Here is a 22834-nt window from a genome sequence, read left to right on the forward strand (position 1 = left end):
CTCGCTAGCGTCTTTTCATAACGCTTGACGAGGATGTTTTTTGTGGTCGTCTTAGTTTCATCTTAACGATGACTTTTGACTTGACCTGTTTTTCATCCATCATCTGCTGTTTAGTTTTCAAAGACCGGTTTTGCCGAGGCATTGCTTGCCCTCGATTTGAAATGTTACCATATTGAAGATTCCGTGTCAAGATTTATTTCATAATGTTTTTTAACAACAATGCTGTCGTCTTGATCACAGTTTTTTATTATACACTTATCGTTGTCCTTTGTCCAGTGACAGTTTTTTCCTGTCTTTGTCCGACTTTGTCTGCCGGGAGACAAAATATATATTATCACTCCCGGCAGTTAATGTCAAAGCTTATATTTAATCGAGTTTTAGGATTCCCTGGGTCTCATCAGGGGGAATAAAATAACGTCCCGAATAGATGATGAATTGGTTAAAAGCATCACCAGACGGTCAATTCCGATGCCTAAGCCCCCGGCAGGTGGCATCCCATACTCCAAGGCGTGAATGTAATCTTCATCATACATCTGGGCCTCTTCATCACCGGCTTGTCTTTTTTCTACTTGTTTCATAAATCTACCCTTTTGATCAATGGGATCGTTAAGCTCGGAGAAGGCATTGGCCAATTCCCTGCCATAAATAAATAATTCAAAGCGGTAGGTTAATTCTGGGTTTTCCTGCTGCCGTTTGGCTAGGGGTGATATATCAACGGGATAATCAATTACAAAGGTCGGTTGGATTAGCTTGTCCTCTACCTTTTCCTCAAACACAGTATTGAGAATATCCCCCCAAGAGGCACCTGATTCGATCGCCAAACCTAAACCCTTGGCAGCCTCATAAGCCTCCTGGGCAGTCTTTAGCTGGGTAAAATCCAATCCCGAATGTTCCTTAACGATTTCTAACATGGGAACCCGCCGCCAGGGTTTGGCCAGACTTATTTCCGTGCCCTCATATTCTATTGTTGCTGTACCAAGTACCTCCTGTGCAACCTGGGAAATCAGATCCTCTGTAAGATCCATCATGTCCTTATAATCTGCATAGGCTTGATACAATTCAATCATCGTAAATTCGGGATTGTGTCTGGTGGAAATACCTTCATTACGAAAATTTCGATTGATTTCGTAAACCTTATCAAATCCACCTACCAATAAACGTTTAAGGTAAAGTTCTGGAGCAATCCGCATAAAGAGGTTCATATCTAAGGTGTTATGATGTGTAATAAAAGGACGTGCACTGGCCCCGCCTGCTATGGGATGCATCATGGGAGTTTCTACTTCTAGGAATCCCTTTTGATCTAAATAGTTACGAATGCCCCTTACCACTTTGCTACGGGTAATAAAGGTTTGTTTTACTTCTGGATTAACAATCAGATCCACATACCGTTGGCGATACCGCAAATCAACATCCTTTAGACCATGCCATTTTTCCGGCAGGGGACGTAAGGACTTAGCCAAAATTTTGTAATTGTCAATATGTACAGTGATTTCTCCCTTACGGGTTTTAAAGACTTTTCCTGAACAACCAATCATATCCCCGATATCAAGCTTTTCAAAACGGGCGTAATCATCTGCCCCTAGATCGTCCAATCTGGCATATACCTGAATATTGCCCTTGCTGTCCTGTACGTTAGCAAAGCTAGCTTTGCCCATTACCCGTTTAGCCATAATACGACCAGCTATGACCACAGCATGTCCATCCATCGCATCAAACTGATCAATAATATCAGCGGTATAGTGGGTCTGCTCATATTTTTGTCCAAAGGGCTCCACCCCTTGGGCGATAAGTTCCTGCAGTTTATCCCTGCGAACTTTCATAAGTTCATTGAGATCTTCTACAGTGGTTTGGCCGGCCTCCGGTTCACCCGGAGCCGACGGATCTAAATTTTTATTATTAATATCTGCCATTAACAAAAACCCCCAAACGCTACCTCAAAATGTCAACAATTTCGTATTTTAAAACGCCTGCCGGAACATTTACTTCCACAATGTTCCCCTTGGGTTGTCCTAAAATAGCCTTACCTACCGGAGATTCATTGGATATTTTATTTGCATCCGGGTCTGCTTCAACAGATCCCACCAGGGTGTATTCTAACCTATCACCAAATTCAAGATCCTTTAAAACGACTTTGGACCCTAGGGACACAACATCATTATCTAGGTTTTCATCATCAATTAATTTGGCATTACGCAACATCTTTTCAAGCGTTAAGATACGACCTTCAATAAAGGCCTGCTCATTTTTGGCATCTTCATATTCCGAGTTCTCACTGATATCTCCAAATTCAATGGCTTGTTTAATCCGCTCCGCAACTTGGCGTCTTTTTACAGTCTTTAGTTGGTTTAACTCATCCTCCAACTGCTTTAAACCAGTTACTGTAAGCATTACATCTTTTTCTTTCATTCCGATTCTCCTTGTCTCTCCATAACTATTTTATCTCTTTTTTATTAGCAATTCTTAGCAATAAGCCTATCTACAGTTAAAGCACTGCAAAAGGTGATGCCAATTGCAGTGCTTCCTTTCTGGGTCTTGTTCCTGTACATTATAAAAACACCACTAATTATTTGTCAAGGATTCATTAGAGAAACCATTAAAATTGTTAGGACACCTTTATGATGGCCCGCCGTTTTATTAAATTAATTTCTTCTTCGGATATGGGTTTTTCAAAACTTCTAAAACCGGCTAATTTAAAGCCATGTTTTTGCCCCAGTCGGAAGATATCTTCAACTTGTTTAAGGGTGAGGTCTCTCCCCAGGGTATAGCTCTCCATTTTTCCTTCCAGTGCAAGAATCATGGTTTCTGCCATACAGGCGTAGGCCGTTTTTGGGGGAAAACCAAAATTAAAATTAAAATTCACATCCCCTGGTACCTCCACAATACCCCCCTCAATAACTAATACATCATCCCGTTCCTCAATCACTCGTCGAGAAACATCCCTTGGCCTAGCCACATCACAAACCACCGCTCCTGGCTTTAGGTCCTCTGGCTGAATGATGTTGTCCATTGAACTGGTCACTGTAATTACCAAATCGGACTTCGTTAAAGCAGCTTTCATATTGGAACTAACCTCCGCCGCTAACCCCGTCTCATACATAATACGATCCGCCAATAAATGCAGCTTCGGCTCATTCCTGCCTACCAGTGTTAAATTATTTACATCCCTTGCTAGCGATAAGGCACATACACTACCGATTGAACCGGTGGCACCTACTACGGTAACCCTTGCCTTTTTCAAATCATGACCCATTAATTGAGCCGCTTTTTTGGCCCCTTCAAGAGCTATGGCAACCGTATAACTGTTGCCGGTAGTTACCGGTATGTTTAAACTTTTTGCAACCGTGATCCCAGCATCGCCCACCACTTTAGTAAAAGCCCCCAAACCCACTACATCTGCCCCCATTTTTTCTGCCAATTGCCCCGCTTGAATAATTTTTTTTAGGACAAAGGCTTGGGGCAATTCTTTCATTTGTTTAGCGGTAAGCAGGCAAGATATAAAGGACCCTTCAATCTCCGCCTCTGAGGAACGAATACCAGTAATGGCCGAAATCTTAATGGGGGGGAGCAGCTTTAAAGTCCTTTCAATTAAGGCATCGGGCATATAGCGCGTAAAATAAAACTTCCTGGCAACATCGCTGCAATCCAATGGGTGTATAATAAATGCAAAGTTTTTCATCTTTGCTCCCCCCGTTCCTGTATTATGGGTATTTCTTTACAATCATATGCCTACAAACCCTCAATCATTAATAAAAATGGTAAAAAGGGGGTGCCGTAACAAACTACTTTATTATGTAATTTCGCGGCACTTCTTTAATTACCTCTATATCATGTTCGTCATAGGATAACAACCCGTCCCAGCTTTACACTTCGCAAAGTAGACTTTTAAGAATCTCCTCAATTTCCTTTCTACTTTGGGCCTTGTTGATCATTTCTCGTATACGGGCGGCTCCCCTCATCCCCTTTGTATACCAGGCAGCATGTTTTCTCATTTCAAAAACGGCCACTTGTTCCCCCTTAGATTCCACCATTAATGCCAAGTGGCGGATGGCGGTTTTAATTCTTTCCTCGGGATTTGGGCCAGGCAACACTTCTCCCGTATTTAAGAAATGAACAAGTTCCCGAAATAGCCAAGGATTTCCCATGGCTCCGCGACCCACCATGATGCCATCACAACCAGTAACCCCTAACATCCTTGCAGCATCCTGGGCTGACCAGATATCCCCGTTGCCAATAACAGGTATCCGTAAGGCTTCTTTAACCTTTTTTATAATCTCCCAGTCTGCCTTGCCGCTATAAAATTGACTTCTGGTACGTCCATGGACAGCTACGGCGGCAGCCCCTGACTCTTCCATCCGTCGAGCAAACTCAACGGCATTTACCGAATGTTCATCCCAACCTTTACGAAACTTTACTGTCACAGGAACCGATGGAACTGCTTTTACCACCGACTCTGTAATTTTAGCAGCCAATTGAGGCTCCCTCATTAGCGCACTGCCCTCGTTATTTTTGACAATTTTAGGGGTGGGACAGCCCATGTTAATATCAACAATATTTGCCCCTCTTTCCACAACAATGGCGGCCGCCTTAGCCATTGTTTCAGGATTTGAACCAAAAATCTGGACACTTAGGGGTTCTATTTCCCCCCGGAAGTCCAACATGCGGTACGTCCTGGGATTAGCAAAAAGCAGTGCCAAATCGCTTACCATTTCAGTAACAGCCAAGCCACACCCCTGTTCCCTGGCAATTATCCGATAAGCCCTATCGGTTACCCCCGCCATTGGAGCAGCAATGACATGATTAGCAAGTTTTACGGAACCTATGTTCACGAGGCCAGTCCCCCATTTGTTCCCCTGTTGTTCTCGTAAAGAAGACAAAGTCCAGTCAAAGTTAATGTCGGATTAACTTTAGTAATAACGGGAGTCTCCCTGGCAATTATCTCTGCCAACCCGCCCGTTGCTATTACTTGCGCATCCGATCCCATCTCTTGTTTCATCTTCTTAACAATCATTTCAATTTGCCCTGCAAATCCAAAGATGATCCCGGCTTGCATGGCACTTACCGTATTTTTACCGATAACCGAGGCAGGTTTTGTTAATTCTACCCGGGGTAATTTCGCAGCCCTAGCAAAGAGGGCCTCCGTGGAAATGCCTATGCCCGGGGCAATGACCCCACCTAAGTATTCTCCCGTAGCTGTTACATAGCAAAGGGTGGTGGCTGTCCCAAAGTCAACTAATATTAAAGGTCCGCCGTAAAGGGCATAGGCGGCCACCGCATTAACAATCCGATCGGCCCCTACTTCCCTAGGGTTCTCCGTTTTTATGGATATGCCAGTTTTAATTCCAGGCCCCACCATAATAGGATCTAATTTAAAGTATTTTTTTACCATTGACTCAATCAGTCCGTTTACTGGCGGAACCACCGAAGAAATAATAACTCCTTCAATTAAGTTTATATTTATTTTGGCTAAGGTAAACAGTTCTTTCATCAAGACTCCATATTCGTCCGTTGTCCGGTTGCGGTCCGTGGCTAAACGCCAGTTAGCCATCAGGTCTTTATCTTTAAAAACGCCAAATACAATATTCGTGTTACCAACGTCAATTGCCAGTATCAAACTGTTCCCTACCTTTCTCATGTCCATATGCCTTAGGCCATGAGCCATGGGCTAAATAACCTTGGCAAAGACTCCTAGCCGTTCTCAGATCAAACCGTTGAGAAATATCTTTTTTTATAGAATTCATGAAACATTCTACCAGTTTAATACTCAAAGTGCAATTACCCGTACACAAACAGCAAAAGCTAGCAATGCGGAACGACACAGCGGTCGTTCCGCATTGCTAGCTAATTTCGGGGCAATCGTTGATGAATGGACCTTGCCAGCACTGCAATAATTACTGCTTTTACTAAGTCCCAAACAACAAAGGGCAGAAAACCAATTTTTAAGGCTCCCATTAGCGATACAGGTTTTCCAAGATATAAATTTAACACGGCATAGAGATAGGGTAAGCCAACCACATAGATTACAGCCATGCCAACCATGGCAGCCAATAAATAATTCTTTATTTCCTTATTTTGCTGGCCTTCAAAAATCTTTCCGGCTGTATAGGCAGCCAGCACTTGACCCAAAAGAAAACCAAAGGTGGGCTTAAGTACATAGGCAGGACCGCCAAATGGCTCTGTGGCAAACACTGGCAGACCCATTAGACCTAGTAGTAAGTAAACAATGACACTTAGGGCTCCCATTCGCGCACCCAACAGCAAACCGGCTAGTATCGCTATTAAAGGTTGCAAACTAAAGGGCACCACTGCCAATACAAAGGGTATTCGGGTGATGATTGTTACGATCACCATGATTGCTGCCATCAAACCTGCTAAAGTTATTTCCCTGCTGGAAATTCGCAAATGAAACACTCTCCCTCGTTAACTATTTTATTTTAGTAGGTTGACATTTAGGCTAAAAAAGAGCTGGCCTCCGCAATGTCATCCTGAGCGAAGGCGAAGGATCTTTCGATCATTGAAGGGTTAAATCCACGGTCCGCTCTATCCCCCAGGATGACACAAAGTTTCTAATCTTTTTAGCAAACTGCTCCCTACTTCGCTCCACTAATTAATCGTTCTTAATGAAACTTCCCCTGAAAAGAAGGTCTTGCTGTTACCATTGGGTAATCTGAGAAGCAATGCGCCACTTTCATCGATTCCTTCCATTACCCCCTGCCAGTGGTTATGTAGGTCGAGTACCTGTACGGTGTCTCCTACCCACAAGGCAACTTCTTGCCACATTTTTTTTAGGGGTAAAAAGCCCTGTTGTTGCCAGAGGTTATAGAGCACATCCAGTTCCTCTAAGAGGGGTACGAATACCTGAGAGCGAATGAATGGTTTTCCTAACTGGACCCTCAGAGAAGTTGCCCCTTGACCGATCATTGCCAGTTCCTCCTGCCTTTGATTGACATTCAGGCCGATTCCCAGCACCACATACTTTACTCTGTCAGCCTCCGCTACCATTTCTGCCAGGATGCCGCCTATCTTTTGACCCTTAATATAAACGTCATTGGGCCATTTTACCTTCGCCTTAAGGCCTACTGTGCGCTCTAAGGCCTTGACCACTGCCACTGCTGCTAACATGGTAAATTGCGGCACTTCCATTGGATTGGCTTTGGGATATAAGATCACGGAAAAACAAAGTCCAGCCTGGGGCAGGGACTGCCAGGTACGGCCTAGTCTACCGCGACCTTTGGTTTGTTCCTCAGTAACTACAACGGTTCCCTCTACCGCCCCCCGGCGGGCTAAATCTTTGGCCACATCATTGGTGGAGGTGGTTGCTTTGTGATAGCTTATCGCCTGCCCGATAATTTGTGTCTTGATCGACGCAGACCATTCTGCCGGGTCAAGGAGCTCAGGGGAGGCCAACAAACGATAACCCACCCTTGGCCTGGCCTCTATGTCATAGCCATCGCTGCGCAATGATTCAATGGTTTTCCAGATAGCTGTTCTGGATACCTGAAGCTGCTGACAAATATATTCACCGGAAACATACCCCGGCTCTTCCTCCCTAAGTAATCGGAGAATTTTTTGTTTGGAATTCATTTATCTCACCTTTTTACGTATTAACACTTACATTCTTTTGTACATGGTTATAGCCAAGACGAATGGCTAAATATTATCCTACATCTCCTCATTTGTCAACCACCCTTTATTTTCAGGTTAACGTTCGGGGCAAAAAAAAAACAAAATAACCCCTCCCCTAAAAATCTCGCAGTTCAAGGGGAGGGATTGTCACTTTATTTAAGAACTTATGGGTTACTTTTCGCCTTTATTTCTCCAATATCCAAACTAATATCCAAGGACTTGATAGAATGGGTAAGGGCACCCACAGATATCAAATCCACGCCGGTCTTGGCAACTGAAACGATCGTTTCCTCGTTTATGCTGCCCGAAGCTTCCACCAAGGCACGCCCGTCGATCATTTTTACTGCCTCCCTCATGGTAGCATGATCCATATTATCGAGCATAATAATATCCGCCCTGGCTTCCAATGCCTCCGTGACACCTTCCAGGCTTTCTACTTCGACCTCAATTTTAATTGTATGGGGTACATTATGCCTGGCTGCTAAAATGGCCTTGGTTATACCCCCGGCAACTTTAATGTGGTTATCTTTAATTAAAACTGCATCATAAAGTCCATAACGGTGATTAAAGCCACCACCAACCTGAACAGCGTATTTTTCCAGCATCCGTAAGCCAGGGGTTGTCTTGCGGGTATCCACAACCCGTACGGGGTAAAGTTTTATTTTTTCCACTAAGGATGCCGTACGACTGGCTATGCCGCTCATTCTTTGTAAAAAATTCAAGGCCAAGCGTTCACCCGTTAAAATAGCCCGGGCATTTCCTGCCACCTCTGCAATAACGTCACCAGCGGCCAATTTGGCACCATCCTCAACCTGAGGAGTAAACGTGATCTCCGGGGCTAGATGGCGGAAAACAGCTTCCGCCACTGGTATGCCAGCAACCACCCCTGGTTCTTTCACAAAGATAATCGCCTTGGTCTGATAATCAGTGGGTATCGTGCTGTTGGTTGTGATATCCCCGGTGCCAACATCCTCAGCCAGGGAAGTTTCAATTATTTTTTTAATATCCATCATATTTAGATTCATGGGGAACCTCCATTAATTGCACTTAAGAATAATATGCTTTCGCCACCGATCCGATGTTTCTGGATAGTCTAACCGAAAATGGCCTCCCCTACTTTCAGAACGCATCATGGCAGCCTCTGTTATCAGTGCCCCCACCTCTAACATGTTGCGGACTTCCATTTTAGCTGTATCAGTCACTTCATACTGGGCCAGGTATGAGCAGGAGTCAAAGAAAGCCAATGCCTGGGCTAAGCGTTGGGCAGTCCGTAACGGACCTACTTTTTCACCCATAATTTGCTGCAACTTCTTTCTTAAACTTAAATAATTTACTTCGGGAGTCGCTAATAAATCGTGGCAAGAAAACTCCGGCTCATCGGGTAGGTCTTCTTCCAAAATACACTTTGTCCGTTGAACGATTCGACCACCCCAAACCAAACCATCGAGCAAAGAGTTGCTGGCCAAACGATTGGCACCATGTACAGCCATACAGCTAGCCTCACCACAGGCGAATAAGCGTTGAATACTTGTTTCACCCCAAAGATCTGTTTTCACGCCACCCATCATGTAATGGGCCGCCGGTGCAACGGGTATAAAATCCTTGGTAATATCTAAACCATACTTCGAACAAGTTAATGTTATCGTAGGAAAGCGTTCCTTTATTCTGTCAGCCTCCAAATGGGTCAGGTCAAGAAAAACGGAATTGGCTTCCGTCTTAGCCATTTCGCTTAAAATCGCACGGGACACAATGTCTCGGGGGGCAAGTTCAGCCATGCCATGGTACTGAGGCATGAACCTCTCTCCCCTTGCATCCCGCAATAGAGCCCCTTCTCCCCGTACAGCTTCGGAAATTAAGAAGCGGGGTGCATCGGGTAGGACCAACGAGGTTGGATGAAACTGAATAAATTCCATATCCATAACCTCAGCACCAGCCCGATAAGCGAGGGCTATGCCATCGGCAGTGGCAACCTCGGGGTTGGTGGTATAGTTATACAAGCGTCCTGAACCGCCTGTTGCTAAAACAATTGCCTTCCCTCTAAAAATACGGAATTCCCCAGTGACCTGATCCATCGCCAAGGCACCATAACAAATATTATCCTCAACCAACAGATCAACAACATATTGGTTTTCATGAATTTCGACACGGGATAAAGAGGCCACATTCAGGCTAAGGGCGCGTAAAATTTCTGCCCCTGTGGCATCACCCTGGGCATGGAGTATACGATCTTGACTATGGCAACCTTCCCTGGTAAAACATAGGTCATCACCCGTTCGATCAAAGCATGCCCCCATGTTAATTAATTCTTTCACTCTCTTGGGTCCTTCATTTACCAATATTCTTACAGCATCCGCACTGCATAGACCGGCTCCGGCAATTAATGTATCTTTCATATGTAATTCAGGAGAGTCGTGTTGTCCTAAAGCAGCAGCAATACCTCCCTGGGCTCTGTCCGTGTTGCTTTCAGCAACCGTGCGCTTGGTCAAAAGGGTTACTTGTGCACCTGTTTGGGCAGCTGCCCAGGCGGTAAAAAGACCTGCAATACCTCCGCCAATGATCAAATACTCTGCTTTTTGTTGGGGTAAATCCCTGGAATCAAAATTAACCAGGTATCGATTAGACACGGAAAACAACTCCCCCCAATATTATCCTTTACCATAACCATTTACTTTTTAAACATGCAACATTCTCTCTAGGCACCTCAGGGATTTTTCACGAATTTCTGGCGGCACAGTAATCTGGGGCTGCATCGTTACTAATGCCTCCTTAACCTTTGCTAAAGTGGTCGCCTTCATATTTGGGCAAACCAGTCTTTTGGTGGCCAAGAAAAATTCTTTACCTGGGCACTGCTTGTATAGTTGATGTAGAATACCTGCCTCTGTGCCGATAATAAATTCTTTCGCCGTGCTTTCTTTGGCAAATCGAATTAATCCCGTTGTACTTGAAACATAGTCTGCCATGGCCACTACCTCCGGCCGACATTCTGGATGAATTAATACCAGCGCTTCCGGGTGCTCTTGCTTGGCCTTGGTTACTTCCTCCGTAGTAACCCAGTCATGGGTATTGCACCAACCTTCCCACAGGGTCATTGGCCGACCCGTTTGATTGGCCACATAGGCGCCTAAGTTTTTATCTGGGATAAAGATAATGGGCTTGTCCTCAGGGATTGATTGAACAATTTTAACAGCATTGGCAGAAGTACAGCAAATATCACTCTCGGCTTTAACCTCAGCGGAGGTGTTCACATAGGCAACCACCAATGCCTCTGGCATTTCTTTCTTTTTGGCTCGTAATTCTTCAGCAGTAACCATATCTGCCATGGGACAACCTGCATTTTCCTCCGGCAATAGGACAATCTTATCGGGCGAAAGAATAGCCGCACTCTCCGCCATAAAATGAACACCGCAGAAAACAATTACCTCTGCATCGGTGGCGGCTGCCCGCCGGGATAATTCCAGGGAATCCCCAATAATATCGGCAACCTCTTGCACCTCGGGTCGTTGGTAAACATGGGCTAAAATAATCGCATTGCGTTCTTTTTTCAGTTTTTTAATATCCTCTGTAAGCTGACTGATTTTATCCTCAATCGACATTTACTCAACTCCTTGCCAAGGTAAATCTTGGCAATTTTATTTGGCAAACCCCATACAATTACAATTATACTTTCTGCCGAGTTAGAAATTTATTCTATCCCTTTAAAAATTCTACCTATCCGGTAAAAATTTGTCAACTAGTTGGGATTCGCCACCGTGGTTTGCAATATAATAGGTACAGGAGATATTCGTATAAGTTTATAAAATGGGTAAATAATTAAATGATTGATGGTTTTGTTCAGGATGGTGATTCTTATATGCAGCATTTGCTGGACTTCATCGCTGAAACTTCAAGTCAGTTAAACATCACTACCTATCTGGTTGGTGGTGCAGTGAGGGATCTACTATTGGATCGGGCACCTCTAGACTTGGATTTCATTGTCACGGAAAAAACGTTGCAGTTGTCCCAGCTAGTAGCTGAGCAATATAGTGGCAGTCTCGTTATATTGGACGAACATCGCGAAATGATCAGGGTGGTAACTAAGCGGTGGCAACTTGACTTTAGTCCTCTTAACAATAAAACCCTCCAGCAGGATCTGTTGGCTCGGGATTTCACCATCAATGCCATGGCCTTACCAATCCATAAAGGTGTGAACGGGACAGATTGTAAAAAGAAAATATTTGATCCAACCCGGGGCAGCCAGGATTTAATAAATGGATTATTAAGGGCAACCGCCAGTACATCCATTCGACAGGACCCTTTACGGGTTCTGCGTGGGCTAAGGTTCTCTGCCAAACTTAATCTGCTGATTATTCCAGAGACCATGGTACTGCTTAGACAGGGTGCGCGACAAATTGAACAGGTTGCCGGTGAACGGGTCTGGCATGAGTTATCCGCTCTGTTTTGCCTGCCAGTGACCTTTTCCTGGGTAGATTTTATGGATCGTGAATTGCACCTTTGGCAGTACTTATTACCAGGACAGCGTCGTATGGCCGAAACCAAGCAAAATTACTATCATTCCGAGAATGTCTGGCGGCACTGTCTACGGACCTATCAGTGTCTTGAGGTGATTTTGAAAGAATTATCCGGCAATTTTCCCGAAGGGCATACGCTGATTTCTTATTTCAACCAGGAATTATCCGGTGGGAGAAGCCGTATTGAAATTTTAAAGTTGTCTGCACTTATTCATGATGTGGGAAAGCCAGATACTGCTTTTACCCAAAAGAATGGACGCATTTCTTTTCACGGCCATCCAGAAGCAGGTATTCCCTATGCCGAGGTTTTGGCAGAACGACTTCGATTATCTCGGCCTGAGAGAAAATTACTGCTAAATTTGATACTTCATCATATGCTGCCCCTTGACCTATACACCTCAAGAGACTTTTCCAACTTAAATATATATCGTTTATTTCGTTCACTGGCTGACCATATCTTAGATATCCTTATACTATCTTTAGCTGATTTAACTGCCACCCTCGTTTCAAGTGAAAGAATCAGTGAATTGGTACCCTATCGTCGCTTTATCATTGATCTAATTGAAAAATATCTGAAAGACCAAGCGATCTTTAATCCAAAACCGTACCTTTCGGGCCACGACCTGGTTAAGCTGGGCATCCCCGAGGGTCCAAAGGTGGGATTGCTATTGGAGAAATTATGTGAGGAGCAGGCTTCAGGTTCTGTTGTCGACAAGGAATCCGCCCTGCGGTGGGTAAAAAAAAATAGCCCTCAGCTTTAGGCGCTGTGGGGCTTTAACCTTTAATAATTGTATCCTAAAGCATAATCTTATTTCCATACATCTTTGTCACCCTTTGCGTGCGATAGCAAAGGATTTTCTAACATTAAGAGGCTAGAGCCAGTATCCTTCTCTGTCGCTCAGGCTGACATAGCTGACGGCTAATAATCTACCTTCCTCACCTCTTGCCCCCCTAAGGCCTTTACAGCTAGTTCCTTAACCAGACCCTGGGGCAATCGCAGTTCCGGACATAGCTCTGCCAAGGGAACCAGTACAAAGGCTCTTTCATGCATGCGGGGATGAGGAATTTGCAATTGAGGGAAATTCATTGTTTCTTGACCATAAAGCAAAATATCCAAATCGACCGTTCTTGGTCCCCATTTGATCTCCCTGGTTCTATCTAATTTTTTCTCGATGTCTAACAGCACTTGGAGAAGCTCTTCTGGGCTTAAATTTGTTTCCACTTCGGCCACTGTATTGATAAACCACGCTTGGTCCGGATAGCCCCAAGGGGCACTTTCGTAACGTGAAGCTGCCCTTAGCAGATGAATCCCGGGGTACTTGCTCAACTGCTCCAAGGCGTTTTGAATATATGCCTTTTTATCACCCATGTTACTGCCCAGGCCAATATAGGCAACTCTCATCGTCATGAACCCCTTCTCCTGGTAATCTCCACAGCCATGTATTGAAAGATCCCTTTGATCGGTGCTTCCGGTTTCTTTAGGGTAACCTTAATTTCTTCTATCTTTTCATACTGCTTCAGGATATTTTGGGCAATTACCTCAGCCACCGCTTCTAATAGCTTAAAGGGTGGCCCGGTTAGAATTTTTTCTACAATATCATATATTTCAGCATAACTGACACTTAAACTTAGATCATCCCCTTGACCTGCCGGTTGCAAATTCAATGACAGCTCCAAATCAACCTCAAAACGCTGCCCCAATTTAGTCTCTTCCGCAAAAACACCATGATTTCCAAAGAATCTCATACCTTTAAGGATTATTTTATCCCGCAAAAACACACCCCCTGACGATAGCATCACTCATTCTAACGACCCGTACCATTTCCTTTACATCATGTACCCTTACAATATCTGCCCCACAGGCAATACCCAAAGCCACCGTGGCACCAGTACCTTCCACCCGTTGGTCCACTGGCAGGTTAAGGGTTTTGGCAATAACCGATTTGCGGGAGGTTCCTAATAAAATGGGACAACCTAAAACGGTTAGTTCCTTTAGACGCCGAAGGGTTTCAAGATTCTGCTCATGGGTCTTGGCAAAACCAATACCGGGATCAACAATAATGTTTTCCCTTCGTATACCTGCTGCTTCTGCCATTTCAATCCCCCGGCCAAGGAAGGAAACAATATCCAACATCAGGTCATGGTAGTCTGTGCTTGTACCATTATGCATCAGCATGATGGGTACTTGATACTGGGCAGCAACCCCGGCCAAGGCTGGGTCACCCCTAAGGGCCCATTGATCATTAATCATATGTGCACCAACCTCTAACACTTCCCTAGCTACACTGGCACGCCAGGTATCCACACTAATCGGCACGGCTACCCTGGGGAGGATTTTTTCCAATACAGGGATGATTCTGCGCTTTTCTTCATCCTCACTAATTTCAGAAAAGCCTGGCCTGGTAGATACGCCCCCCAGGTCAATAATATCTGCCCCTTCTTCTTCCATGGTAAGTGCATGTGACAAAGCTGCTTCTACTTCCAGATAACGTCCGCCATCAGAAAAGGAATCCGGAGTACTATTTAAAATCCCCATGATCAGTGTCCTTTGACCAAATTCCAATACTTTACCACGGCAATCCATTTTTCTAACTTTATTTCCTTCTAATATGTGCAGGATTTCTTCCAATCTAGCTGCCAATGTTGCTAAGCCAAAGGGCTGTAATCTTAGCTTTTTTATAAAACCTTTGTACTGGCCAAGGGTTGCCATGAGTAATACATCTGTTTTTTCAACAGAATGATTGACCACCCCACGGGCCACCGCCGCCTCTCCTCCCCTTGCCAACATCTCCTGCTTAATAATATTTGCCTGGGTAGGACTTGCTCCTGTTATTTTTAATACCCGATGTACCGCTTTAGGTGCCATGCGCTGCCAACCACCAGGATCACTGCCCACAGCCTGAATCTCATGCCTAGCCTGCTCTATATTGTCAATATATTTTACTCCTATTTCCATATCAAAGGATCACCTCTTGATCTCTGTTCATTTATACCGTATTTTTCAGTATATCACAAATAAATATGTCCCGTCTCCATGAGGGTCAGGCATAAAAATGGAGTGCGCCAACTACTTTTAGCAGTAGGCAACACTCCATTTTTGATACCATCCTTTGCTCTTTTAGCCCCCTTCTAACAGTGGCAAAACACGGACAAAATTACCATCCTTTAGTTGATGACCCAAATCAACATATTTTCCATCCACCAATACGGTTAGATGGGGAATCTGCTCCCACTTAAGCCCATTACTTAGAAGTAACTCGGATATGGTTGTCCCTTCGGCTACGGATCGGTCACCCGTTTTTATCTTATTTTCTAAGAGCCGAAATTCCAATGTAACGGTTATCATAATTCCTCCAAATTAGCTTAGACTATCCCCAATTCCTTTAATTTTTCCGCTTTGGGGATACCATTGTTATCCCATTGCATCAGGGCATAATAGCTATCTAACATGATCTCCAAATTAACAGTTTGTCCTTTGCTTTCTCCGTTGGGCATCGGTTCTTCGGTAAATCTCTTAGGCAAGGTATCGTCCTTGCGAGAGAAACCGTTTTTTACGTTAAACATTCTTTCCATATTAAAGAGCTTTTCTGCAAATAGCAGCAATTTTGCCTGGGTAATCTCTTGGCCCGTTACTAATTTAAAGGCTTCTATTTGATCATCCCGGGAAAAGCCATTTTGGATCGTTGCACAAATACCCAGGGAGTCAACAATACAGAAATTTAACTGGGTATTGCGAACCAGTGTCTCTTTGCCTGCTTCTTCAAATCGATTTCCGGCAGCCATTTCACCACCAAAAACAGGGGCAACCATATGGTGAGCTCCCTTTGGTGAAGTAGCATAGGTTAGTGCCATACCCTTGGCACCCCGGGGATCATATACCGCGGGGGTCATACCCTTAGAATGGATGGCCAATTCCGGGGCACCCCATTTGTTCGCCGCATAGACTGGGCCCTCAGCCAAATCAGCCCCAATACCTTCACGGTTTGCTATCATATATAGCAGTTTGACCATCGCTTCGCCATTGCCAAATTTTAATTCCAAACCATTGGTCTCTTTTCGTGTTAAAATACCTTTTTCAAAACACTCCATTGCCAGGGCTACACAACCGCCGGCAGTAATGGAATCTAAACCAACCTCGTCACAGACAGCAGACACCTTTAGTACGTCATCCCAGGTCGTTAACCCACAGTTGGTTCCTAAGAGGCCCAAGGTTTCAAATTCCGGTCCCTCCAGTTTAACCTCACCATATTTCGTGGAGACAATGGCTACATTCTTGCTGCAAGCAATGGCACAAGAATAGCAAGCAGCATCATTAAACACCACCGCTTCTCTAAATTTAGCCCCTTCAAATAATTTATTGGCCTCTGCATAGCCCTCACTAAAATTCTTGGTACACATAAAACCGGCACCGTTAATATGTTCAACTAGTTCGTTCGTACCTTGTTTCCTACGGACAACCGCTTTTGGTACAACAGAGAAATTGGGCTGAACCTTTTCTACGAGATTCATCAGCCCCTGGGGATCTGCCACTTCAACATCCTTGGTCCCTTTTACAGCAATGGCTTTTAAGTTCTTAGAACCCATTACCGCACCGCAGCCGCCACGACCAAATTCACGGAAGACATCGGCAGTAATACAAGCCAGCTTCACTTGATTTTCTCCACCACGGCCGATGCAAGCTACATGGATATGGGGATCTTTGCCTTTGGCTAATTCTTCTTTCAGAAGGTGATCTGTTTCTGCAATGGTTTTGCCCCACAGATTAGCCGCCGGGCGAATCTCCACATTGTCATCGTTAATCCACAGGTAGACAGGTTCTTCCGATTTGCCTTCAATAATAATCCCGTCGTAGCCAGCAAATCTTATTTCGGGACCAAAGTGGCCGCCGGCCAGTGCATAGGAGTAAGTCTCCGTTAGGGGAGATTTAAAGGCCACATTTATTTTATTGTTGCCTGGCACCATTGTCCCCGAAAAAGGTCCGTTAAAGAAGATCAACTTGTTGTCGGGGCCTAATGCATCGGTTTTGGAATCCACTTCTTTATTTAGAAAATAAGCAGCCATGCCCCGACCACCAATATACTCCAGGTATAATTCGATAGAAAGTTCTTCTTTGGTAACTGTCTTAGTTGTTAAATCAACACGTAGTAGTTGCCCTGCGATACCTTGTTTTTTACTCATCCCGTTTGCCTCCTTTTGATGATCAAGCCGATCTGCTTTCCTCTTTTTAATTATAGAAAAGTGCATCTCCCGGACAGTGTTTTACACACTGGGGGTCTCCGCCACAAAGGTCACAAATTAACATGTGCTTTTCCGTGGGGTGCTTTTTGATGGCTTGATTGGGGCAGGCCTTAACGCATAAGCCACAGGCAATACATTTTTCTTCGTCTACTTTGATGGCACCCGTATTTTCATCAACACTAAGGGCCTGAATCTTTACAGGGCAAGCCTTAATACAAGGGGTATCTGCACATTGCTGGCAAGAAAAGGGGTAGTCCATATAGGTCTCATGGCTTCTAACCACAGATATCCTGGACTTTTTGGGGTTATTCACCCGAAAGTGGAACATGCTGCACCATTGCTCACAAATCCTGCATCCTAAACATTTGTTGGGGTCTGCTGCTAAAACTTTCATATTGAACACTCCTCATTTTGTTATCTCTCTCTATCGTATTGCTAATAATCATTACCTTCGTCATAACCCAGTTCTCTGGATATGTTGGCAGCAGCTTCAGACAATAATAACCTGCATTCTTCTATTTTCTCCAAATCCATTCTTTCAGTGGGTCCGATTACTCCTAAACCAGCTATCACCTTCCCTCTATGATTTAAAATGGGTACTGCCACTGCCCTCACCCCGATAAAACCTTCCTCATTATCTACGCTAAATCCCTGTTTCTTGATTTGTTGAATGCGGTCTAAAAAGGCTTTCTTATCCGTGATTGAGTTTGGGGTTTGAGCCGGCAATTCTTCGGGGAGCAGCCCTGCCAACTGTCCCTCGGGCAGATAAGCCAATAGAAGTTGCCCAATGGCAGATGTAAATGCACTAAAGCGTAAGGTCCTAATACTGGCCCTAATCACTTCCGGGCTTTCAACCCTTTTTATGTGTACAACCTCTTTGTCATCTAATATTCCTAAATTACAACCTTCCCTCGTTAGCTGAGCCAATTCAAGTAAATAGGGCTGTGCAATCTGCTTAATGTCAAGGTCTTTGGCTACTCGTTCCTGCAAGTCAAGAACCCTTGACCCTAACCGATAGCCTCCGGTGGCAGTATTCTGTCGGACATAGCCCCTCATTTCCAAAGTAGCCAGGAGTCTATGAGCTGTACTGCTTGGCATGTTCAATTGTCTGCCAATTTCTAAGCAGCCCCTTTCCTGATTGCCTTTTCCGAGATGCTCCAGTATATCCAAGGCCTTCAGGACGGCTTTGACATATATTTCGTTACTCATTACATACCCCTTATATTCTATTTTGGCAAGGACATCCCGTATTGCGGGATGTTATCCCGTTTATTTATTAATTCGATTTTTTTTTTAAGATTCCTTCCGTGACACTATCTTTTTGTACTTTTTAAGGCCCCTTTATTCAAACAAAAAAAGAAGTGTCACAAGCTACCGCAGTAGCCTCGACACTCCCTTATTTTTAGGCTTTGTTTTTATTGCTAGTTCATCCACGCTGTCTGATTATTTGTTTTTGAGTAGATACCATACTCCGGTGGACCGTGCAAGGATATCTTCCCCCCTCGATACCGTGCATTCCACGGAAGCGATCGAGTTACCATCATGAACCACTTTCCCCCGGGCAATCACGCGCTCACCTAGGAGGGCAGTGGCTATGAAATTCGTGTTTAAATTTATGGTCATACCTACCTTGCCAAGGGTACGCACAGCAACTCCCATGGCAATATCAGCCATCGTAGCCATCACTCCACCATGCAGTGTCCCATGAGGATTCAGATGATGCGGCAGCACCGTAATTTCAACAGAGGATTCACCTGTGTTTAGCTCCGTCAGCTCAATATTCAACATCTTGCCAAAGGGATTTTCATTGACAGCATTAATCATTTCCTGAATTTTTGGCTCCACCACGGTTTCTCCTTTTAGCTTTTAGCCCTTTGTTATCCTATCCAAAAAAATGATAACCATTCGATGGTGCCAAGCACCTTGGTTTCTTTGGCCTTTAGCTCTTAGCTCTTAGCTTTTAGTTTTTGGGCTAATGGCTAACAGCTAATGGCTAATGCGTAGTAACGAAGGAGTGTCGCTCACTACTAAACGTAGGCTGCGACACTCCCTTTAATTGCTTTTATTGATTAGTACTCGTTGGGCAGCTTATCCAACTGCTCCTTGGTAAATACGGGGCCATCCTTGCAAACATATTTGCTGCCTACGTTGCAACGACCGCACATACCAATACCACACTTCATCCTGTTCTCTAGGCTCATGATGATACGCTCTGGGGTAAAACCGCATTCTACTAGTACCGGCATGGTAAATTTAATCATTACCGGCGGTCCGCAGATAATGGCATAGTCTGTCTTGGGTGCCACTTCTTTGGTTACGGTGGGGATGAAGCCCACACGACCGTTCCAGCCTTCTACTTCCCGGTCAATGGTGGTGATCAGGTTGATGTCACTTCTGGCATCCCAAGCTGCTAACTCATCTTTGTACAGCAGCAGGCCGGGGTTCCTGGCACCATAGATTACGGTCAGGTCGCCGTAATCCCCACGATTGGCAGGATCCAAAATGTATTGGATGGTGGAACGCAGGGTCGTGAATGCAAAGCCGCCGCCTATGATGGTCAGGCTCTTGCCTTTCAGTTGCTCCAAAGGATAGCTGTTTCCTAAGGGACCGCGTACTCCCACGGTGGTTCCCTCTTGCAGCATGTGCAGGGCGGTGGAGACCACGCCCACTTTGGCCACGGAGAATTTCAGTATGCCTTTCTCGGTGGGGGAGGAGGCTATACCAAAGGGTGCCTCTCCTTTGCCATATACCATCAGTTCGGCAAATTGACCAGGCTCATATTTGAAGTTCTCTGCATCCTGTTCGTTTTGATATTCCAGAGTAAAGGTATGAATTAATTTGTCTGATGTCTCGGTGAAGTTTTTCACCAATTTCATCGGCAGCGGTAGATAAGGGTTTCTCATCTCTTTTCCAACCTCGCTTCCGCTAGTCCAGTGCCTGGATGTCAGCTAGTGCTTGACGTATATCCAGGTTCACAGGACAGTTTTTGATGCACCTACCGCAACCAACGCAGGCGGTGGCATTGTATCTTTCTACAAAGTAGTTGAATTTGTGCATGAGTCTTTGTCTCCAACGGGCTTTGCCTGTTGGTCTGGGGTTATGTCCGGAACCATGCAGGGTAAACAGCGGGAACATGCAGGCATCCCAGTTCCGTACCCGACAGCCGTCGCAATCGGTAGCTTCATCGGCTATGTCAAAACAGTGGCAGGTGGGGCACAGGTAGGTGCAGGCGCCGCAGCCTATGCATTTTTCATGCAGGCTGTCCCAGTAGGGATGTTCAAACATGCCGCTTAGTTTTTCGGCCATTCCCTCGATGTTAATGGTCCCATCGGCCTTCACTTCTGCTTGCAGTTTAGCTGCTGCTGCGGTGGCTTCTGCTCCGGCTTCACTTAAACCAAGTTTAGCCAGCAGTTCTTTCCCTTTTTCGCTGATGCCTTCCACTACATAGGCTTCTCCTATGTCGGTCAAGAAGATGTCGCTTCCTTCTTTGGCAAAGGGGCCACAGGCTACGCTGCTGCAGAAGCAGGTGCTGGCTGGCTCATTACAGCCTAAGCCAACCACCAGGCTGTTGGCCCGGCGTGTCAGGTAGTATACGTCTGTGTATTGGTCGTTTTTAAATACGTTGTCCAGCAGTACCCAGGATTTTACATCGCAGGGCCGCATACCAAATATGATGCTTGCTTGGCTGTCAACTTTGTCTTCCATCCTTAATCCTTCAGCGTCTACGGTGTAGTTGAATAGTTCTTCGGACTGAGGGAAAAGGATTTCTTTACCTGGCTTTTTGCTGTTAGCATAGTCTAGTTTTGCTTCTTCTCCCTTTTGGATGGCTGCGAATTCAACCATGCCGTTCTTTTCCACTGGTGCGATCACACGGTATTCACTGGCCAGTTTGTCTAGTATGTTTGTTACTTCGCTTTTGTTTAGAATCATCCTTTTTCACCTCACTCCTATAACATGAAGTCTTCTTTGTCGTCAAACTGATGGGTGTTTAGGGCCGGGGGATCTTCGAGGTTGACTCCGGCTTCTGCACCAAACAGTTCTTTGACGTCTTTTACCATCTTGCGGTTTAGTATGGATAGTTTGATTCCCACGGGGCAAGCTCTTTCGCAGGCTCCGCAGTCTACACAGCGTCCAGCCAGGTGCAGTACACGTACGGTCTGGAACAGGGCGTTGTCGTCTACTTTATCGGCTCCTTTGCCAATCCAGGCAGGAGCACCACAATCTACAAAGCATTCACTGCAGTAGCACATCGGACAGGCCTGACGGCAGGCGTAGCAGCGGATGCATTTTTCCATTTCTTTGGCGATGAAGGCACTTCTCTCTGCCGGGCTTAGGGCTTCGAAGGCTTCAATATCTGCATAGTCTGCTTCTTTGGCTTCTACTTTTTCGCCAACTAATTCGTCAAAGATTACGGGGGTGTTGTATTGGCAGGTTTTGCAGGAGCCAAACATGACGTCGGCTTTGGCCAGGGTTTGTTCAAAGCCTTTGCCCTTTACTACCAGGTCTGCTCCGTTGTCGGTTGCTTCCAGGATTTCTTTGCAGCCCACAGCTTGGCAGATTTGTTTACGGTCTACCATGCCTTCGCAGGGTATGCCGATGATGGTTAGGTTTTCTCTGTTGACTTGGCCTTCTTTGATTAGTGCCACAATGGCTCTGACGTCACAGCCCTTGGCGATTACGGCTACTTTTTCGCTGCGCTTGCGTACGAAGTTGGCCAGGTTGTTTTCGCAGGTGGCTCCCCAGATTAGGTTGTCTGCTTGTTCCGGTGTTCTGGCAAAGTATGGTGTGCTGCGGAGGGGCAGGCTACCTTGGGCAAATCCTACGACCAAATCCACTTTCTTTTCTTCTAACAGTTTTTTGGCAATTTCTCTAATGCTTTCGGTTTTGTTCATTCCCTCTCACCTCACTCCGCTTTACGAAATAGCCCGTTATTGGGACCCATTTCTTTTACTTTTCCGGTTAGGTCGGTTATTACTTCGGCAAATCTTGCACCTTCAGACGCTGATACCCAGGTAAAGTTCACCCGGTCTTGGTCTACTCCCATGTAGTTAAGGAGGTTTTTCATCAGCGCAAATTTACGGCGGGCCACCAGGTTGCCACTAACATAGTGGCAGTCTCCAGGGTGTCAGCCAGAGGTCAGGATTGCATCGGCACCGGATCTCAGTGCCCCAATGATAAATAGCGGGTTGATTCTTCCCGAGCAGGGTACCCGTACCACACGGATATTCGGCGGGTATTGCATGCGGCCTACCCCTGCCAGGTCTGCGCCGGCGTAACTGCACCAGTTGCATAGAAACGCTACAATTTTAGGCTCTCGTTCGGCCATGTACTTACCTCCGTTCCAGCCTTCAGCCATTAGCCATCACCCTTCCGCCATCCGCTTGGCTTATGGCACTTTGAGGATGGGTAGCTACTGACTGTGGATTTTGTGTTTGAGTTTGTATATTTCAATTTATTTATTTTCA

At 45.3% G+C, this 22834-nt stretch carries 23 protein-coding genes; 1 reads left to right on the top strand and 22 read right to left on the bottom strand.

The features are described from left to right. Positions 1 to 377: 377 nt before the first annotated feature. The 10 genes from lysS to nadA all read right to left on the bottom strand — a co-directional run bounded on the left by lysS (position 378) and on the right by nadA (position 11216). Positions 378 to 1910 (bottom strand): lysine--tRNA ligase, encoded by a 1533-nt coding sequence (lysS, locus tag V6C11_RS01345; protein ID WP_333529283.1) that lies wholly within the window; start codon positions 1908 to 1910, stop codon positions 378 to 380. A 19-nt stretch (positions 1911 to 1929) separates the two neighbouring features. Further along, positions 1930 to 2406: a transcription elongation factor GreA gene (greA, locus tag V6C11_RS01350; RefSeq protein ID WP_333529284.1), complete on the bottom strand. Its 477-nt coding sequence runs from the start codon at positions 2404 to 2406 to the stop codon at positions 1930 to 1932. Positions 2407 to 2602: 196 nt separating this feature from the next. Next, positions 2603 to 3676: a shikimate dehydrogenase gene (locus V6C11_RS01355; RefSeq protein ID WP_333529285.1), complete on the bottom strand. Its 1074-nt coding sequence runs from the start codon at positions 3674 to 3676 to the stop codon at positions 2603 to 2605. A gap of 184 nt (positions 3677 to 3860) precedes the next feature. Next, on the bottom strand, positions 3861 to 4826 hold the full coding sequence (dusB, locus tag V6C11_RS01360) for a tRNA dihydrouridine synthase DusB (RefSeq protein ID WP_333529286.1): 966 nt from the start codon (positions 4824 to 4826) through the stop codon (positions 3861 to 3863). Next, complete coding sequence (locus V6C11_RS01365) at positions 4823 to 5611, bottom strand: type III pantothenate kinase (RefSeq protein WP_333529287.1); 789 nt, start codon at positions 5609 to 5611, stop codon at positions 4823 to 4825. The genes dusB and V6C11_RS01365 overlap by 4 nt, the downstream gene beginning before the upstream one ends. Before the next feature lie 227 nt (positions 5612 to 5838). After that, complete coding sequence (locus V6C11_RS01370) at positions 5839 to 6399, bottom strand: biotin transporter BioY (protein WP_333529288.1); 561 nt, start codon at positions 6397 to 6399, stop codon at positions 5839 to 5841. A gap of 201 nt (positions 6400 to 6600) precedes the next feature. Beyond that, positions 6601 to 7581, bottom strand: coding sequence for a biotin--[acetyl-CoA-carboxylase] ligase (locus tag V6C11_RS01375; protein ID WP_333529289.1), 981 nt, complete (start codon positions 7579 to 7581; stop codon positions 6601 to 6603). Positions 7582 to 7787: 206 nt separating this feature from the next. Continuing rightward, the gene (nadC, locus tag V6C11_RS01380; RefSeq protein WP_333529290.1) at positions 7788 to 8648 is read right to left on the bottom strand and encodes a carboxylating nicotinate-nucleotide diphosphorylase; all 861 of its coding nucleotides are present in this window, start codon (positions 8646 to 8648) and stop codon (positions 7788 to 7790) included. Between the two features lie 12 nt (positions 8649 to 8660). Beyond that, positions 8661 to 10247, bottom strand: a complete 1587-nt coding sequence (nadB, locus tag V6C11_RS01385; protein WP_333529291.1) for an L-aspartate oxidase — start codon at positions 10245 to 10247, stop codon at positions 8661 to 8663. A gap of 48 nt (positions 10248 to 10295) precedes the next feature. Beyond that, positions 10296 to 11216 (bottom strand): quinolinate synthase NadA, encoded by a 921-nt coding sequence (gene nadA / locus V6C11_RS01390; protein WP_333529292.1) that lies wholly within the window; start codon positions 11214 to 11216, stop codon positions 10296 to 10298. A gap of 221 nt (positions 11217 to 11437) precedes the next feature. Here nadA and V6C11_RS01395 point away from each other — a divergent pair, with 221 nt between their 5' ends. Then, entirely contained in the window at positions 11438 to 12892 is a 1455-nt protein-coding gene (locus V6C11_RS01395; protein WP_333529293.1) for a CCA tRNA nucleotidyltransferase, read from the top strand. 158 nt (positions 12893 to 13050) lie between these two features. On the opposite strand, the gene folK is transcribed toward V6C11_RS01395, so the two are convergent. The 12 genes from folK to V6C11_RS01455 all read right to left on the bottom strand — a co-directional run bounded on the left by folK (position 13051) and on the right by V6C11_RS01455 (position 22695). Further along, complete coding sequence (gene folK, locus V6C11_RS01400; RefSeq protein ID WP_333529294.1) at positions 13051 to 13539, bottom strand: 2-amino-4-hydroxy-6-hydroxymethyldihydropteridine diphosphokinase; 489 nt, start codon at positions 13537 to 13539, stop codon at positions 13051 to 13053. Next, positions 13536 to 13904, bottom strand: a complete 369-nt coding sequence (gene folB / locus V6C11_RS01405) for a dihydroneopterin aldolase (protein WP_442886014.1) — start codon at positions 13902 to 13904, stop codon at positions 13536 to 13538. The genes folK and folB overlap by 4 nt, the downstream gene beginning before the upstream one ends. Beyond that, complete coding sequence (folP, locus tag V6C11_RS01410; protein WP_333529296.1) at positions 13894 to 15087, bottom strand: dihydropteroate synthase; 1194 nt, start codon at positions 15085 to 15087, stop codon at positions 13894 to 13896. Before folP ends, folB begins: the two co-directional genes overlap by 11 nt. Before the next feature lie 162 nt (positions 15088 to 15249). Further along, positions 15250 to 15477 carry a MoaD/ThiS family protein gene (locus tag V6C11_RS01415; RefSeq protein ID WP_333529297.1) on the bottom strand — a complete coding sequence of 76 codons (228 nt, stop codon included), beginning with the start codon at positions 15475 to 15477 and terminating at the stop codon, positions 15250 to 15252. 17 nt (positions 15478 to 15494) lie between these two features. Next, a complete protein-coding gene (locus V6C11_RS01420; protein WP_333529298.1) occupies positions 15495 to 17309 on the bottom strand; it encodes an aldehyde ferredoxin oxidoreductase family protein in 1815 nt (604 codons plus the stop codon). Positions 17310 to 17355: 46 nt separating this feature from the next. Further along, a complete protein-coding gene (locus tag V6C11_RS01425; RefSeq protein WP_333529299.1) occupies positions 17356 to 17763 on the bottom strand; it encodes a 4Fe-4S dicluster domain-containing protein in 408 nt (135 codons plus the stop codon). 41 nt (positions 17764 to 17804) lie between these two features. Beyond that, positions 17805 to 18578 (bottom strand): IclR family transcriptional regulator, encoded by a 774-nt coding sequence (locus V6C11_RS01430; RefSeq protein WP_333529300.1) that lies wholly within the window; start codon positions 18576 to 18578, stop codon positions 17805 to 17807. Positions 18579 to 18812: 234 nt separating this feature from the next. After that, complete coding sequence (locus tag V6C11_RS01435) at positions 18813 to 19214, bottom strand: PaaI family thioesterase (protein ID WP_333529301.1); 402 nt, start codon at positions 19212 to 19214, stop codon at positions 18813 to 18815. Between the two features lie 224 nt (positions 19215 to 19438). Next, entirely contained in the window at positions 19439 to 20272 is an 834-nt protein-coding gene (locus tag V6C11_RS01440) for an FAD/NAD(P)-binding protein (protein WP_333529302.1), read from the bottom strand. A 22-nt stretch (positions 20273 to 20294) separates the two neighbouring features. Then, complete coding sequence (locus tag V6C11_RS01445) at positions 20295 to 21299, bottom strand: 4Fe-4S dicluster domain-containing protein (RefSeq protein WP_333529303.1); 1005 nt, start codon at positions 21297 to 21299, stop codon at positions 20295 to 20297. 17 nt (positions 21300 to 21316) lie between these two features. Beyond that, entirely contained in the window at positions 21317 to 22261 is a 945-nt protein-coding gene (locus tag V6C11_RS01450) for a 4Fe-4S dicluster domain-containing protein (RefSeq protein WP_333529304.1), read from the bottom strand. A gap of 11 nt (positions 22262 to 22272) precedes the next feature. Further along, entirely contained in the window at positions 22273 to 22695 is a 423-nt protein-coding gene (locus tag V6C11_RS01455) for a hydrogenase iron-sulfur subunit (protein WP_333529305.1), read from the bottom strand. Positions 22696 to 22834: the final 139 nt, after the last annotated feature.

Origin of the sequence: Desulfotomaculum sp. 1211_IL3151, assembly GCF_036763075.1 — a bacterium.
GTDB lineage: Bacteria > Bacillota > Desulfotomaculia > Desulfotomaculales > Desulfotomaculaceae > Desulfotomaculum.

What these genes read in the sequence shown, in the direction of transcription:
- lysS (WP_333529283.1), bottom strand. Translation starts at nt 1,910, where the DNA reads ATGGCAGATATTAATAATAAAAATTTAGATCCGTCGGCTCCGGGTGAA.
- greA (WP_333529284.1), bottom strand. Translation starts at nt 2,406, where the DNA reads ATGAAAGAAAAAGATGTAATGCTTACAGTAACTGGTTTAAAGCAGTTG.
- V6C11_RS01355 (WP_333529285.1), bottom strand. Translation starts at nt 3,676, where the DNA reads ATGAAAAACTTTGCATTTATTATACACCCATTGGATTGCAGCGATGTT.
- V6C11_RS01375 (WP_333529289.1), bottom strand. Translation starts at nt 7,581, where the DNA reads ATGAATTCCAAACAAAAAATTCTCCGATTACTTAGGGAGGAAGAGCCG.
- nadC (WP_333529290.1), bottom strand. Translation starts at nt 8,648, where the DNA reads ATGAATCTAAATATGATGGATATTAAAAAAATAATTGAAACTTCCCTG.
- nadA (WP_333529292.1), bottom strand. Translation starts at nt 11,216, where the DNA reads ATGTCGATTGAGGATAAAATCAGTCAGCTTACAGAGGATATTAAAAAA.
- V6C11_RS01395 (WP_333529293.1), top strand. Translation starts at nt 11,438, where the DNA reads ATGATTGATGGTTTTGTTCAGGATGGTGATTCTTATATGCAGCATTTG.
- folK (WP_333529294.1), bottom strand. Translation starts at nt 13,539, where the DNA reads ATGACGATGAGAGTTGCCTATATTGGCCTGGGCAGTAACATGGGTGAT.
- folP (WP_333529296.1), bottom strand. Translation starts at nt 15,087, where the DNA reads ATGGAAATAGGAGTAAAATATATTGACAATATAGAGCAGGCTAGGCAT.
- V6C11_RS01415 (WP_333529297.1), bottom strand. Translation starts at nt 15,477, where the DNA reads ATGATAACCGTTACATTGGAATTTCGGCTCTTAGAAAATAAGATAAAA.
- V6C11_RS01420 (WP_333529298.1), bottom strand. Translation starts at nt 17,309, where the DNA reads ATGAGTAAAAAACAAGGTATCGCAGGGCAACTACTACGTGTTGATTTA.
- V6C11_RS01425 (WP_333529299.1), bottom strand. Translation starts at nt 17,763, where the DNA reads ATGAAAGTTTTAGCAGCAGACCCCAACAAATGTTTAGGATGCAGGATT.
- V6C11_RS01430 (WP_333529300.1), bottom strand. Translation starts at nt 18,578, where the DNA reads ATGAGTAACGAAATATATGTCAAAGCCGTCCTGAAGGCCTTGGATATA.
- V6C11_RS01440 (WP_333529302.1), bottom strand. Translation starts at nt 20,272, where the DNA reads ATGAGAAACCCTTATCTACCGCTGCCGATGAAATTGGTGAAAAACTTC.
- V6C11_RS01445 (WP_333529303.1), bottom strand. Translation starts at nt 21,299, where the DNA reads ATGATTCTAAACAAAAGCGAAGTAACAAACATACTAGACAAACTGGCC.
- V6C11_RS01450 (WP_333529304.1), bottom strand. Translation starts at nt 22,261, where the DNA reads ATGAACAAAACCGAAAGCATTAGAGAAATTGCCAAAAAACTGTTAGAA.